Annotated in this window: 13 protein-coding genes; 6 read left to right on the forward strand and 7 right to left on the reverse strand. The window is 68.5% G+C overall.

Annotated features, from left to right (window positions below; translation table 11 throughout):
• Window positions 1–61 precede the first annotated feature (61 nt).
• Entirely contained in the window at window positions 62–1,561 is a 1,500-nt protein-coding gene (locus BS329_RS05120) for a M48 family metallopeptidase (protein ID WP_076156061.1), read from the forward strand.
• Window positions 1,562–1,570: 9 nt separating this feature from the next.
• Window positions 1,571–2,677: a DUF4034 domain-containing protein gene (locus BS329_RS05125; protein ID WP_076156062.1), complete on the forward strand. Its 1,107-nt coding sequence runs from the start codon at window positions 1,571–1,573 to the stop codon at window positions 2,675–2,677.
• A gap of 193 nt (window positions 2,678–2,870) precedes the next feature.
• Here BS329_RS05125 and BS329_RS05130 read toward each other — a convergent pair whose 3' ends face one another.
• A complete protein-coding gene (locus tag BS329_RS05130; RefSeq protein ID WP_076156063.1) occupies window positions 2,871–3,908 on the reverse strand; it encodes an aspartate-semialdehyde dehydrogenase in 1,038 nt (345 codons plus the stop codon).
• On the reverse strand, window positions 3,908–5,173 hold the full coding sequence (locus BS329_RS05135) for an aspartate kinase (protein ID WP_076156065.1): 1,266 nt from the start codon (window positions 5,171–5,173) through the stop codon (window positions 3,908–3,910). Before BS329_RS05135 ends, BS329_RS05130 begins: the two co-directional genes overlap by 1 nt.
• A gap of 228 nt (window positions 5,174–5,401) precedes the next feature.
• Between BS329_RS05135 and BS329_RS05140 the strand changes: the two genes are divergently transcribed.
• Entirely contained in the window at window positions 5,402–5,998 is a 597-nt protein-coding gene (locus BS329_RS05140; protein ID WP_076156066.1) for a nitroreductase family protein, read from the forward strand.
• Here the strand turns inward: BS329_RS05140 and BS329_RS05145 are convergent.
• On the reverse strand, window positions 5,959–7,428 hold the full coding sequence (locus BS329_RS05145; protein ID WP_076156068.1) for an MFS transporter: 1,470 nt from the start codon (window positions 7,426–7,428) through the stop codon (window positions 5,959–5,961). The two genes, BS329_RS05140 and BS329_RS05145, sit on opposite strands and share 40 nt — an antisense overlap.
• Window positions 7,429–7,531: 103 nt before the next feature.
• Between BS329_RS05145 and BS329_RS05150 the strand changes: the two genes are divergently transcribed.
• The gene (locus BS329_RS05150; RefSeq protein ID WP_076156858.1) at window positions 7,532–8,371 is read left to right on the forward strand and encodes a helix-turn-helix transcriptional regulator; all 840 of its coding nucleotides are present in this window, start codon (window positions 7,532–7,534) and stop codon (window positions 8,369–8,371) included.
• A 51-nt stretch (window positions 8,372–8,422) separates the two neighbouring features.
• Window positions 8,423–8,974, forward strand: coding sequence for a hypothetical protein (locus BS329_RS05155; protein WP_076156069.1), 552 nt, complete (start codon window positions 8,423–8,425; stop codon window positions 8,972–8,974).
• Here BS329_RS05155 and BS329_RS05160 read toward each other — a convergent pair.
• Window positions 8,967–9,860, reverse strand: a complete 894-nt coding sequence (locus BS329_RS05160; protein WP_076156071.1) for an ANTAR domain-containing protein — start codon at window positions 9,858–9,860, stop codon at window positions 8,967–8,969. The two genes, BS329_RS05155 and BS329_RS05160, sit on opposite strands and share 8 nt — an antisense overlap.
• Before the next feature lie 141 nt (window positions 9,861–10,001).
• Between BS329_RS05160 and BS329_RS05165 the strand changes: the two genes are divergently transcribed.
• The gene (locus tag BS329_RS05165) at window positions 10,002–10,763 is read left to right on the forward strand and encodes an ANTAR domain-containing protein (protein ID WP_076156072.1); all 762 of its coding nucleotides are present in this window, start codon (window positions 10,002–10,004) and stop codon (window positions 10,761–10,763) included.
• 1 nt (window position 10,764) lies between these two features.
• Here the strand turns inward: BS329_RS05165 and BS329_RS05170 are convergent, their stop codons facing one another.
• Genes BS329_RS05170 through BS329_RS05180 form a run of 3 tightly spaced genes read right to left on the reverse strand, consistent with a single transcriptional unit; the run spans window position 10,765 to window position 13,606 of the window.
• The gene (locus BS329_RS05170) at window positions 10,765–12,615 is read right to left on the reverse strand and encodes a CheR family methyltransferase (protein WP_076156074.1); all 1,851 of its coding nucleotides are present in this window, start codon (window positions 12,613–12,615) and stop codon (window positions 10,765–10,767) included.
• Window positions 12,612–13,217, reverse strand: coding sequence for a chemotaxis protein CheB (locus BS329_RS05175; protein ID WP_076156076.1), 606 nt, complete (start codon window positions 13,215–13,217; stop codon window positions 12,612–12,614). Before BS329_RS05175 ends, BS329_RS05170 begins: the two co-directional genes overlap by 4 nt.
• 23 nt (window positions 13,218–13,240) lie before the next feature.
• Window positions 13,241–13,606, reverse strand: a complete 366-nt coding sequence (locus BS329_RS05180) for a hypothetical protein (protein WP_076156077.1) — start codon at window positions 13,604–13,606, stop codon at window positions 13,241–13,243.
• Between the last annotated feature and the right edge of the window lie 197 nt (window positions 13,607–13,803).

Below are 13,803 nucleotides of genomic sequence, written 5' to 3' on the forward strand. Positions count from 1 at the left end.
TCGGGCACAATGAGCGCTCGGTGTCGGGGGTACACCAACTCTGGGGAAGGTCCGTTTCACAGTGAAGTCTTTTCGTGGGCTGCTCGCTGCCGTCCTGCTGGCGGGATTCCCGCTGCTCGTGCTGGCGTTCGTCGGCGGGATCGTGACGCTGGAAGCAGTCGCGCTGCGACACAACGTTTTCACGGCGGTGAAGCTCGGCATCATCACCGTCCCGGTCGGCTGGATCCTGCTCAAGACGCTGCTCACGGTCGAGCGGGCTACCGGCGACGACATACCCGGCGTCGAGGTGACGCCGGAGTCCCAGCCCGCCCTCTGGGCGCTGGTCCGGGAGCTGGCGGCGGAGGCGGGCACCCGGCCGCCGGACGAGATCTATCTCGATCCCGAGGTCAACGCCGCGGTCACCGAGCGCACGTCGTGGCTGGGGCTGCGGGTGCTGCGCCGCCGGATGATCATCGGTGTCCCGCTGATCATGGGCCTGCGCCAGGACCAGTTCCGCGCGGTGCTCGCGCACGAATTGGGGCACTACAGCAACAAGGACACCCGGTTCTCCGCGCTGACCTATCGTGGGCGCAAGTCCATCGCGCGGGTGGTCAACGGTCTCGGCCGCGAAGGCTACTTCGAACGCTTCGTCGGCTGGCTGTTCAAGCAGTACGCGAAGCTGTACTTCGTCGTCTCGATGAGTGTCTGCCGGGCTCAGGAACTCGCGGCCGACGCCGTCTCAGCGCGGCTCGCCGGTACCGAAGCGGCCGCCTCGGCCCTACGCGAGATCGAAGCGCTGGCTGTCACATGGCGGTTCTTCATGAACAACTACGCGGCGATCGGCTGGGACGCGGGCTATCTTCCCGACCGGTTCGGCGAGGGCTACCGCGCGCTGCTCACCGACCCGACACGGGCGGAGCAGCTGGAGGAGATGCGGCAGAACCCGTCGGAGGACGAAACCTCGCGGTGGGACACGCATCCGGCGACCCGGGAACGCGTCGCGAAACTCGAAGCCGGCGCGCGGATCCCGGTCCGGCCCGGTGGCGAACGTCCGGCGAGCGACCTGGTGACCGGCGCCGAAAAGATGCTCGACGAGGCGCTGTTCACGGTCTTCTCCGACGAGGCGCTCGCGATGCGGCGGACGGACTGGCCGTCGCTGGTCGCCATCGGCCGCCGTCACGCCGCCGCCGAGGCGGCCGCCGAGATCCTGGGCGAACGGACCCTGGACATGGCGCTGGACCTGCTCGACGCGGGCAGGCACGAGGAACTCGCCGACCCGGACGAGAAGCCGCCCGCCGGCGCCGGAGCCCGTGCCCGCCGGGAGTTCGCCGCCGTCTCCGTCCGCAGGCGGCTGGGTGTCGTGGTCTCCGCGGCGTTGACCGACGTCGGCGTGGCGCGATGGTCGCTGTCGTGGTCCGGCCCGGCTCCGTTCACCTTGGACGAGCCGCTAGAGGAGCTGCTGCCGTCCGCGCTCGACAAGGCCACCGCGGCCGAATCCGACACCGCGCCGCTGCGCGCGCTGCTGACGGCCGCCGGTGTGTCCGCCGGCTACCGGCCGTCCGTCACCCTTGTTCGTTCTTGAGGAGATTCCATGCTGTGGCTGCTCAAATCCCGTGAACGCAAGGCCGTCTTCGCGATGATGAAGGAGGCGAAACGACGCGGCGTCGAGATAGACGAACTCAAGAACGTGCTGACGCCGGAAGAGTTCGCCGCGCTTTTGCCGCCGGAGAAGCCCAAGTTCAAGGGCAAGATCCCGGACGTCACCCGCTGGGGTCTTCCGGCTGACACCGAGGTGTCGGCCAAGGAGTACTGGACCGACGAAGAGATCCTCGCCGTCCAGGCGTCGACCGCGCGTGGCGAATGGGAAGGCGCGGCGGCGCTGCTGGCGTCGACCTGGGGGAACTGGGATCGCCGGAACCTGGTGAACGGCGCGCTCGGCGAGGCCGCCGCGGCGGACGACGGGTGGCTACGGGCGTGGCGCGAGGCCCGCCCCGGTGACCCGGGCGCGGCGCTCGTCGACGCGGAGTCGCTGGTGCACGTGGCTTGGGAGGTGCGCAGCGGATTGCAGGCGAAGCACGTCACCGAGGACCAGTTCGCCGCGTTCTTCCGGGTACTGGAGCAGGCGGAAGAGGCCGTGCACGAGGCGGCCGCGCTCGCTCCCGACGACCCGACGCCGTGGGTGACCGCGCTCGCGATCGCGATGGGGCGGCAATACGAGAACGACCAGTACCGCGCGGTCTGGGCGGAACTCGTCGCGCGCGACCCGCACCATCGCGGGGCACACTCGCGGGCACTGCAGTACTGGTGCCCGAAGTGGTTCGGCTCGGACGAACTGATGTGGGAGTTCGCCATGACCGCCGCGGCGAAGTCGCCGAAGCTGGCCCCGCTGCTGCTGGTCGCCGCGCATGAATCCGAGTTCCGGGACGTGCCCGCGTGGCGTGACCCGCGGGTCTCCGGCGCGCTCGACGGCATCGTGGCGTGGATCGACGGCGAAGGCCGCGATCACCCGGCGACGCGGGGAGACCGGGCGTACGCGGCGAAGGCGCTCGTGGAGAACGGGCGCTTCGACGAGGCCGTCGAGCAGTTCCGGCAGCTGGGGACGCGGGCCGACGGCGGGATGTGGGCCTACAGCGGAGACGCGCGAGGCGAGTTCCTCGCTACGCGGTACGCGGCCTGCTTCGGTGCCACGAGGCCCTGACTTGGCGCGATTCGTCCTCTAGTTGCGGTGGGCCTTGGCTCGTGACTCGTGAGATGAAGGACGCTTTGATAGCAATTTCGCTATCAAAGCGTCCTTCATCGCGCCCTTCTCATCTTGGGTGGGGGCCCTCACGGGAACCTCGACGCAAGTAGTCCTCTAGTTGCGGTGGGCCCGCGTGAGCCGATCGGGGCCGTCAGGCGTTCGCGGCGACCAGTTCGGCGATCTGGACGGCGTTCAGCGCCGCGCCCTTCCGCAGGTTGTCGTTCGACAGGAACAACGCCAGACCGCGACCGCCGTCGACGCCCGGGTCCGTCCGCAGCCGCCCGACGTACGACGGGTCCTGGCCCGCGGCCTGCAGCGGGGTCGGGATCTCCGACAGTTCGACGCCGGGAGCACCGGTCAGCAGCTCGGTCGCGCGGGCGACCGAAAGCGCCTGCGAGAACTCTGCGTTGATCGAGATCGAGTGCCCCGAGAACACCGGCACCCGCACGCAGGTGCAAGACACCCGCAATTGCGGGATGCTCAGGATCTTGCGGCTCTCGTTGCGGAACTTCTTCTCCTCGTCCGTCTCGAACTCGCCATCGTCCACAATGGACCCGGCGAGCGGGAGGACGTTGTGCGCGATGGCCCGCGCGTACTTCTTCGGCTCGGGGAAGGTCACCGCCGCACCGTCGTGGGTCAGCGCGCCCGCGTTCGGGGCCGCCGCGGCGAGCTGGCCTTCCAGCTCCTCGACGCCGGCGAGCCCGCTGCCCGACACCGCCTGGTAGGTGCTGGCGACGAGCCGCACCAGGCCCGCTTCGGCGTGCAGTGGCTTGAGCACCGGCATCGCGGCCATCGTGGTGCAGTTGGGGTTCGCGATGATCCCCTTGCGCGCTTCCTTGATCGCCTCCGGGTTGACCTCGCTGACGACCAGCGGGACGTCCGGGTCCATCCGCCAGGCGGACGAGTTGTCGATCACCGTGGCGCCTGCCGCGGCGAACCGCTCGGCCTGCGCCTTGGAGGTCGAGCCACCGGCGGAGAACAGCGCGATGTCCAAACCGGACGGATCCGCGGTCGTCGCGTCCTCGATGACGATTTCCTCGTCCTGCCAGGAAAGCTTCGAACCCGCGGACCGCGCCGAAGCGAAGTACCGCATTTCGGCGACCGGGAAACCCCGTTCGGCCAGCAGACGGCGCATCACGCCGCCGACCTGACCTGTCGCCCCGACGACTCCTACCCGCAACCCCGCCATCAGCGACCACTCCCCGCGTAGACGACGGCTTCTTCGTCGCCGCCCAGTTCGAACGCCTCGTGGATCGCGCGCACCGCGTCGTCGAGCTGCGCGTCCCGGATCAGCACCGAGATCCGGATCTCCGAGGTGTTGATGATTTCGATGTTGACGCCCGACCGCGCCAGCGCCTCGCAGAACGTCGCCGTGACACCGGGGTGCGAACGCATCCCCGCGCCGACGAGCGACACCTTGCCGACGTGGTCGTCGTAGAGGACCGACTCGAAGCCGATCTCGTCCTTGATCTTCTCCAGCGACTGCACGGCCTTGGCGCCGTTGGCCTTCGACAGCGTGAAGGTGATGTCGGTGCGGCCGGACGACGTGCTGGACACGTTCTGCAGCACCATGTCGATGTCGATCTCGTAGTCGGCGATCACGCGGAAGATCCTGGCCGCGGCACCGGCCGTGTCGGGCACGCCAGTCACCGTGATCTTGGCTTCGGAGCGGTCGTGCGCCACACCGGTGATCAACGCTTGTTCCACGGGGATCTCCTCGATAGAACCGGTCACCGTGGTGCCCGGCTTGTCACTGTAGGAAGAACGGACTCGGATCGGGACGCCGTACCGGCGCGCGTACTCCACCGAGCGCAGGTGCAGGATCTTCGAACCGCTCGCGGCGAGTTCGAGCATCTCCTCGTAGGCGATGGTGTCGAGTTTGCGGGCGTCGGGCACGACCCGCGGATCCGCGGTGTACACACCGTCCACATCGGAATAGATCTCGCAGACGTCGGCGTTCAGCGCCGCGGCCAGCGCGACGGCGGTGGTGTCCGAACCACCGCGGCCGAGGGTGGTGATGTCCTTGGTGTCCTGCGACACGCCCTGGAACCCCGCCACCAGCGCGATGTAGCCCTGGTCGAGGGCTTCCGTCACCCGGCTGGGGCTGACGTCGATGATCCGCGCGTTGCCGTGCACCGACGTCGTCACCACACCGGCCTGCGAACCGGTGAACGACCACGCCTCCGCGCCCTGCGCCGAAATCGCCATGGCGACGAGCGAGTTCGAGATCCGCTCACCCGCGGTGAGCAGCATGTCCATCTCACGTTCCGGCGGCGCCGGGTTGACCCGCTGAGCCAGATCGAGCAGCTCGTCCGTCGTGTCCCCCATGGCGGAGCAGACGACGACCACGTCGTTGCCCGCCTTCTTGGTGGCGACGATGCGTTCCGCGACGCGTTTGATCCGGTCGGCACTTTCCAGCGACGAACCGCCGTACTTCTGGACCACGAGGGCCACGCCCGAACCTCCTCGACGGGCCGGGCGTGCTCCTGGTGGGCACCGAGGAGCCCCCGCGTCCCTTATTTGGGCGAAAGCCTACCGGGGTCACGCGCGCCCGCCACCCTCGTAAGTGGTCCTGACCACTACTTCGAGGACTACTGGAAGTAAATCTTCCTTAACACCAGCGAAATGCTGGGAGGGCTTTCACTTTAGTGACGGAGAGCACCCCCTTGTTAGGGTCCGCGAATGCGCAAACCCGCCGACACGAGTACCCCGATCGCGTCGATCCTGGCCCATCGCTGGAGTCCTCGCGCCTACGACGAGGCCGCCGTCGTCACCGAAGACCAGCTCCGCGCGCTGCTCGAGGCGGCCCGCTGGGCACCGTCCTTCGGCAACACCCAGCCCGCCCGCTACCTGGTCGGCCCGAGGGGCACGCCGTCGTTCGACCGCATCCTGTCGACGCTCAACTCCGGCAACCGCGCTTGGGCGCATCGCGCCGGTCTGCTGCTGATCGGCGTGATGGTGACCACGAACGAGAAGGGCGAGGTCCCGTACGCCGAGTACGGGCTGGGGCTGGCGAGTGAGAACCTCGTGCTCCAGGCCGTCGAACTCGGGCTGATCGCGCACCAGATGGCGGGCTTCTCCGCCGAAGCGGCGAAGGACTTCTTCGGTCTTCCGGACGACGTCGTCCCGAAGGTCGCCATCGCCGTCGGTTCGCCGGCCGACCCGTCGGTGCTCGAAGAGGACTGGCGGATCGAGCGCGAGAAGGCGCCACGGGAGCGCCTCTCGCTGGCGGAGTTCGCCTACTCGGACGCCTGGGGCACGAGCGCCTTCGCCGAGTGAGGGAGCCAGCGCAGAGCCAGCACCCCCAGAGCGACGTGCAGCAGGCTCAGCACCACGACGGCCGTGTGCAGGCCGGCGACGAAGGCTGACTTCGCGTCAGCGGTGGCAGCGGGCGCGATTCCGGATAGCTGGAGGGTTTCGTCGAGCGTCGGCGCGAGATCCGGTCCGGCCAGGCGGAACACCAGCGCGGCGAGCGAGCCCATGAGCGCGATCCCCAGCGCGTTGCCGATCTCGTTGCTCGTCTCGGCGATCGCGCCCGCCGCCCCCGCCCGCTCGGCGGGCACCGCGGCGACGGCGGTGTCGGCCACCACGCTGAACGAGATCCCGTAGCCGACGCCGGCGACCACCGTCGAGGCGACGTACCAGCCGACGCCGCCCGAAACGCCGGTCATGAGCAACAGCGACAGCCCGATGGCGATGGCGAAGTGGCAGCCGATCAGCGCCGCCCGCTTCCCGACGCGTTCGACCAGTGCCGAGGTGACGACGCACATGATCGTCAGCACGGCCGCCCCCGGCAGCGCCAGCAGCGCCGCGTGCAGGACGGGCAGCCCCAGCACGGACTGAAGGTGGATCCCCGCCAGATACGCGGCCGCCGACCAGGCGGCGAGGGGCAGCAACCCGGTGACGATCGCGATCGTGAAGACTCGGTCGCGGAACAGGGCGAAGTCGATCAGCGGCTGGTCGAGCGTCCGCTGGCGGCGGGCGAACCACCCCAGCAGGGCGGCCCCGGCGATCCCCGCCGAGACCGCGGCGAAGGACAGGCCGTCCGCGGCCACGTGCTTGATGCCGTAGATCGCCAGGAGCAGCCCCGCGGCGGAGAGCACCACGCTCACCGTGTCGACGCGACCCGGCCTCGTGGCCCGCACCTCGCGCAGCAGAACCGGTGCGAGCAGCAGGAACACCGCGATCACCGGCAGGTTGACCAGGAAGACCGAACCCCACTCGAACCGCTCCAGCAGGACACCGCCGACAACCGGGCCGATCGCGAAACCGGCGGCGAACGCGGCCGCGAAGACGCCGATGGCCCGCGCGCGTCGTCGCGGATCGGTGAAGAGTTCGCTCAGCACCGCCAGCGCCGACGGCAGCAGCGTCGCGCCGGCCAGCCCCATGAGCGCCCGGAACGTGATGAGCAGTTCCGGTGTCGGGGCGAACGCCGCACCCGCCGACCCCAGGCCGAACACGGTGGCGCCGATCATCAGCAGCTTCAGCCGTCCGTACCGGTCGCCGAGGTTGCCGAACGCGATCAGCAGCGATCCGACCGCGAAGCCGTAGACGTCGAGGATCCACAGGGCCTGGTCAGCGCTCGGGGACAGTGCCTGGCTGATGCGCGGCATCGCGAGGAACAGGATCGACCCGTCCATCGAGACCAGCAGTACCGGGCAAAGGATCACGAGAAGGCCGAACCAGGCTCGCGTGCTCTGTCGTGTCATGACGTCGACGCTGTACCGGCTTCGGGAGAGCAACCATCCCCGTGCCGTGGGTACACCCAGCGGGTACACCCACGGCGTCGCGCGGGAACTTAAGCTCGGAGTCATGGAAAGCCTCGGCGTGTACCTCAAAAGCCGTCGTGACCGGGTGACCCCCGCCGAGATCGGCCTGCGCACCTACGGCACTTCCCGCCGCGTGCCCGGCCTGCGCCGCGAAGAACTCGCCCAGCTCGCCGGGGTGAGCGCCGGGTACTACACGCGGCTCGAACAGGGACTGGCCGAGACCGCTTCACGGCAGGTGCTCGACGCGCTCGCCCGCGCGCTCCGGCTCGATGACGTCGAAACCGGCCACCTGCACAACCTCGCCCAGCGGTCCGCGCTTCCCCGGCTGGCCGACCCCGGCCCCGAAAACCCGCACCCCCGGGTCCTCGCGCTGCTGGAGAACCTCGGCGAGGCCGTGCCCGCCCTGGTCTTCGGCCGTCGCGGCGACGTCCTCGCGTGGAACCACGCCGGGAACGCGCTCATGGCCGAACACGTGGCGTTCGACGCGCCGCGGGATCCGGAGCGGCGCCCGTCCCTGCCCCGGATGTTCTTCCTCGACCCGCTCACCCGCGACCTGTACCGGAACCGGGCCGAACTCGCCCGCGTCCACGTCGCCTACCTGCGGTTGACGGCGGGCCGCTATCCCACCGACGCGCGCCTCGCCGGGCTCATCGGCGAACTGACCATGCGCAGCGACGATTTCGCGGCGCTCTGGGCGACCGGCGACGTCGCCGACTGCACCGTCGGCGCCCTGCGTCTCCAGCACCCCACGGTCGGTGAGGTGGACGTCGACTACCAGGTGTGGGTCCAGCCCGACAGCCCCGATCACCGGCTGGAGATCTACACCCCGCGGGACGCCGCTTCGGCCGACGCTGTGCGCCTTCTGCTCCAGTTCGTTCGCTAACCTGGGGATATGGGGGCTGTACGCAGTCATTTCCGAAACGAAGCACGCACCATGGCGGGCCTCTGGCTGTATTTGAGACGCCGCGTGGACGGCGTCGCCGATGACGCCGTGGCCGTGCCCTACGGCTCGAACGGCAAGACGATCTTCATCGTCTTCGCCGTGGTGAGCCTCGTCGAGGCGGGCCTGCTCTGGCTGATCGACTTCGGCCTGGTCGCCGATCTCCTGCTGCTCGTACTCGGCGTGTACTCGGTGTTGCTGATCTTCGGGATCTACGCGGGCACCGTTGTCCGGCCGCACGTGATCTCTTCGCGAGAGCTGCGGGTGCGCTACAGCTCGTTCTACGACGTGCGGATCCCGCGGGAGAACGTCGTCAGCCTGCGAAATCTGAAGGAGAGCCACGAGCCCGCCAAGACGCGGGCCTTCCGTGACGGGACTTGGCTCAGCCACGACAACTACTACGAGACGAACCTGGTCGCCGAACTGCGTGAACCGATCACGGTGACCAGGCCACTGGGCAGGACCGAGTCCGTCCGCGTCGTGAAGTTCACCGCCGACGACCCGGAAGCCGCCGTCGAGGCGTACGAACGTCTCGCGGTCAGCTGAGCCGATAGGTCCTGGCCACGATGGCACGCGCGAGGTCGGTGACGCTCTCGTTCCGCGCGAAGGCGTGGGCGCGGATGAGCGCCAGCGCGTCCGAGGCCGTGCAGTCGCGGCCGGCCATCACCACTCCTGTGGCCTGGTGCACCAGGACGCGGCGGTCGATGTCGCCGAACAGCGGATGCACGGGCAGGCCGTCGTCACCGTCGAGGCGCACTTCCGGGTTCAGGGCGGTGGTGGTCAGCACTTCGGCGAGCACCCCCACCGCCCGGGCCACCTCGGCGTCCGGCGTGGGCTCGGACCGGTACGCGGTGAGGCTGCCCATCGGCGCTCCGTCCAGGCCCAGCCGAGCCGAAACCACCGCCCGGACCCCGATTTCCCGCACCGCGGGCCCGAACTGGGGCCACCGGCTCACGAGTTCCGGCTCGCCGCACACCCCCGGTCGCAGAGGCGTGCTCTGGGAAGGCCCCTCACCGAGGACGTATTCGAGGTCGTGCGCCCTTGCCGCGATGGGATCGGACACCGCGACCGAAGCCTCGCGCCCGTCCGTGGTGAACAAGGCCACCGCCAGACTCCGGATGCCGGACGATTCGGCGGCCGCCGTCATGAACGCCGGGGCCACGCCTGCCTGCTCCTCCGGCCGGTCCGCCCAGCGCCCCACGGCGTCGAGGTAGCCGGCGTGCAGGTCCGCCGCGGCCCGGTGTTTGCGCTCGGTGGCGCGATGCAGTTGCGCCATCCGCCGGTGGAAGGACCGCATCGACGCGGACGCCGTCTCCATCAGTCCTTCGTGCCGCAGGGCCACGCTCTCCGCGCGTTCTGCCCGCCCGCGCTCGGTTTCGACCAGCCTGCGCAGGGCCGGCGGGTCGTAACGACCACCGGTACCGTCCCACATGGGGGTGAGCCTACGCCCGCGAGGGGCACGCAGAAGTGACCCGAACGGCTGAGCCCCCGCGGGTTCCCCGTCCCCGGATGGAGGACTAGCGTTGAATTCCCAGCGCCCTCGAACTGCACTCCGCGGGAAGGCCGGATTCTGATGCGGAATCGCGAAAGATGGGTCGCCGACACGTTGGTGGAACTGTCCGACACTTTGGCACCCGCGCTCGACCCGAAGAATTATTGGCTCCGCGTGGCGAATCGCTACGCGCAACTGGTCACCTCGTCCTCGGTCCGGCTGACCGCGGTCGGCGACCGCGCCGACCGGCCGATCGTGGTGCACACCGACGAACGGCTCGAATATCCGCCACTCGGCGACGTCCTCGCCGAGGAAGGCCCCGGTATCGACTGCCATGACGACGACGCGCCGGTCGTCAACGTGGCCCTCGACGAGGCGGAAACGCGGTGGGAACGACTGGTCCCGGCCGCCCTCGCGCTCGGCTTCCGGACAGCGCACGCGTTCCCGTTCAGCCGCCGCGAAGACGTCATCGGCGAAGTCACGATCCTGACCACGGAAGCCGCGCCTTTGCCGGTGGCCGATCTACGGATGGCGATCGCCTTCGCCGACGCGGCCACGATCGGCATGCTCAACCACCGCGCGATCGCCGGACTGACCAGGACCTCCGAGCAACTGCAAGGGGCGCTGGACAGCCGGGTGATCATCGAGCAGGCGAAGGGCCTGGTCTCCGCCCGGCTGGAGATCGACCCGGCCGATGCGTTCCTCGTACTGCGCCACTTCGCGCGCAGTCACAACCGGCGGCTCAGCGAGGTTTGCGACCTGCTGGTCAGCCGCCGGATGACGGCGTCCGATCTCGTGGGGTCACTCCCTCACCGTGCGACGCGACCGGATCGGCGGCGCTGACTCAGGTACTCGGCCGCTTCTCCGTCATCAAGACGACTCCGCCGCCCGGTCCGCTCAACGGCGAGCAGCTGACCGAGGCGACCAGAGGCCTGCCTTTGCGGTCCACCGCGTCGACCTCGACCTGGCCGGCCCGCTGCCCGGTCTCGTTGCAGAGTTCGACGATGTCGCGGAACCCGGTGGTCGGCAGGCCGAAGTCGAGGATGAAGAACTCCTCCAGGTAGACCTCTCCGGCCCGCATGCCCCAGAGTTCCTCCGCACCGCGGTTCCAGCTGCGCACCCGGAGATCGCCGTCCAGTACGACCACCCCGGCTTCGACGCTGGACAGCACTCCTTCGAAGAACATGCGCGTCTCGTCGAGTTCCGCGGTGCGGATGCGCATCTCCTCGTTCATCGTCTCGAGCTCTTCGTTGCCGGACTGGAGTTCCTCGTTCGTGGTCTCGAGCTCCTCGTTCGTGGACTGGAGTTCCTCGTTCGTCGTTTCGAGTTCCTCGATGCTCGACTGGAGTTCCTCGTTGACCGTCTCCAGTTCGGCGTTGGTCGACTGGAGTTCGGCGTAAGCCGTGGCCAGGTCTTCCTGCACGCGTTTCACCTCATGCTGGAGCCTGGTCGCCTCGGTGGTGTCGATGAACGTGATCGCGGCACCGATGTCCTCGCCGTCGATGGTGAGCAGGGGCCGGACGACGATGTCGAGGTACTGCGTCTCTTCGGTGGTCTTCTGCCGTCGCACGGAATCGACCCGGATGCTGCGGCGCTCGCTGTGCGCCTGGTCGACGACGGAGCGCAGTTCGATCGGCCGGTAGGAGATCTCCAGGTCGTGGAACGGCCTGCCCACGTCGTGCGACGACAGCCCGAAATGCAACCTCGCCGAGCCGTTGATCAGGGCGACCGTGCCGTCACGATCGATGCCCAGCACCGAATCGGGTGAGGACGCCAAGGCGAGTTCGCTCACGTGACGCCTTCGGTTGGCGTCCCGCACCCCCGCGCCCGCCCGGACGTCGAAACGCGCGGGCCGCACGCTGGTACCGCCCCTCCGCAGTTTGAACACCCGGTTCCGGATGTTCGCGACGTCGAACCGGACGCTGTCGGAAAGCAGCATCTCGGCCTTTCCGAGGAACAGGTGGCCGCCTTCGCCGAGCGCGAAATGGAAGCGTTCGATGATCTTCTCCTGCGCTTCGACGTTGAAATACATCAAGGTGTTACGGCAGGCGAGCAGGTCGACCCGGGAAATGGGGGCGTCACGCGTGATGTCGTGCCTGCCGAAGATCACCCGGCGGCGGAGGTCGCGGCGGAAAGCGAACAGGTTCCCGCTCGGCTCGAAATACTTCTTCCTCATCTCTTCGGGCAGCCGCTCCAGCGACTTCGGGGAATACAGGCCCGTCCTCGCTTCGCGCAAGGCTTCTTCGTCGACGTCGGTCCCGTAGATCTTGACCCGCCGGGTGGTCTCTTCGATGCCGAGGTGTTCGGCGAAGATCATCGCGAGGGAATAGGCCTCCTCGCCACTCGAACAACCGGCACTCCAGATCCGGATCTCCTCGGCCGGGGACACCTTCGCGACCAGTTCGGGCACGACGGTCTTCTGCAGGAAGGTCCAGGCTTCGGGATCCCGGAAGAAGCTGGTCACGTTGATCAGAATGGTGTTGAAGAGTTCCAGGAACTCCTCGGCGTTGATCTCCAGGAAATCCCGGTACTCGGCGTATCCGTCGATCTTCACGGTCTGCATCCGCTTTCGGATCCGGCGGGCGAGCGAAGTCCGTTTGTAGCCGGTGAAATCGAATCCGCGGGAATCCTTGATGAAGGTCAGCAGGGATTCGAGTTCCTCGCCGTGGTCGATTTCGCCGTCCGGCGTGCTCATAACGTCCTCGTTCCCTCGACCAGACCGACGAGCGCATCGGCGATGTCGTCCAGGGGAAGCACCAGATCGACCGACACGGCTTTCGCCACGGCCTGGGGCATGCCCTTGAATTCGGCGGTCTCCGGATCTTCGGCGACAACGGTACCGCCCCGCGACTTCACCACTCCGGCGCCCGTCGCGCCATCGGAACCCGTCCCGGTCAGCACACAGGCAAGCGCGGACGGGCCATATACGACGGCGACGGATTCGAAGAGCAGGTCGGCCGACGGCCGGACGAATTTCACCCTGTCCACCGTCGACAGGCTGAGCTTTCCCCCGGGGTTCGCCAGCAGATGGTGATCCGGCGGCGCGAGGTAGACACCGCCGGGCGCGATGACGTCGCCGGCTTCGGCCAGCTTGATCCGGAGCCTGGACCGCCGATCGAGGATGTCCGCGAGGATGGTGTCGTGCCGGGGGTCGAGGTGCTGGACGACGACCAAGGGCACGGGAAAGTCGGCCGGCAGAGCGCCAAGCACCGCGAGCAGTGCCTTGACTCCGCCCGCCGAGGAGCCGATGGCGACGATCTCGTATGCCGCCGCCTGGAAGCGGCTGGGGCCGAGCATCTTCCGAGCGTAGTGCTCAGAAGCTAGGCGGAACCGCCCAGACGCCGGATGATCTTGGTGAGAATGCCGGTGACCACCATCCAGAAGATCGCCGCGATGCCGTAGTTGATCAGCACGCGAAGTTTGGCGTCGGCGGGCATGAAGAGGTCCTTGAAGCCCAGCAGCAGCCCGTCGGCCCAGCCGCGGGCGAACGACACGATGCCGTTGTCCGGGTTCGCCTCGCCGATCACGAAGACGACATGCAGCACCAGGATCGCGGCGAAGATCAGGCCCGCCCAGCGGACGACACTCGCCAGCACCCCGGCCGCGCGGCCACCGCCCGCGCGCCAGTCGACCTTGCGCCTGGTCGCCTGATCAGCGGTTTCCTTCTCTTCAGCGTGCTCGCCCATGCCGGGCAGTGTGGCACGCTCCCTGGTCCGATTGCTACCCACGAGTAACCCGAATGGGCGCCACTCTGATCACGGTTCGATCGCGGCCCGGGTTTCCTTTCGAGAGATCTCGCGGTTAAGGTGGCGTCGTGGCTCGAGCTCTCCTGCTTCGCTGCCGCGACGGGGCCTGATCTGACCGGCTCCCCGTCGCGGGGCTT

The organism is Amycolatopsis coloradensis (assembly GCF_001953865.1).
Lineage (GTDB): Bacteria > Actinomycetota > Actinomycetes > Mycobacteriales > Pseudonocardiaceae > Amycolatopsis > Amycolatopsis coloradensis.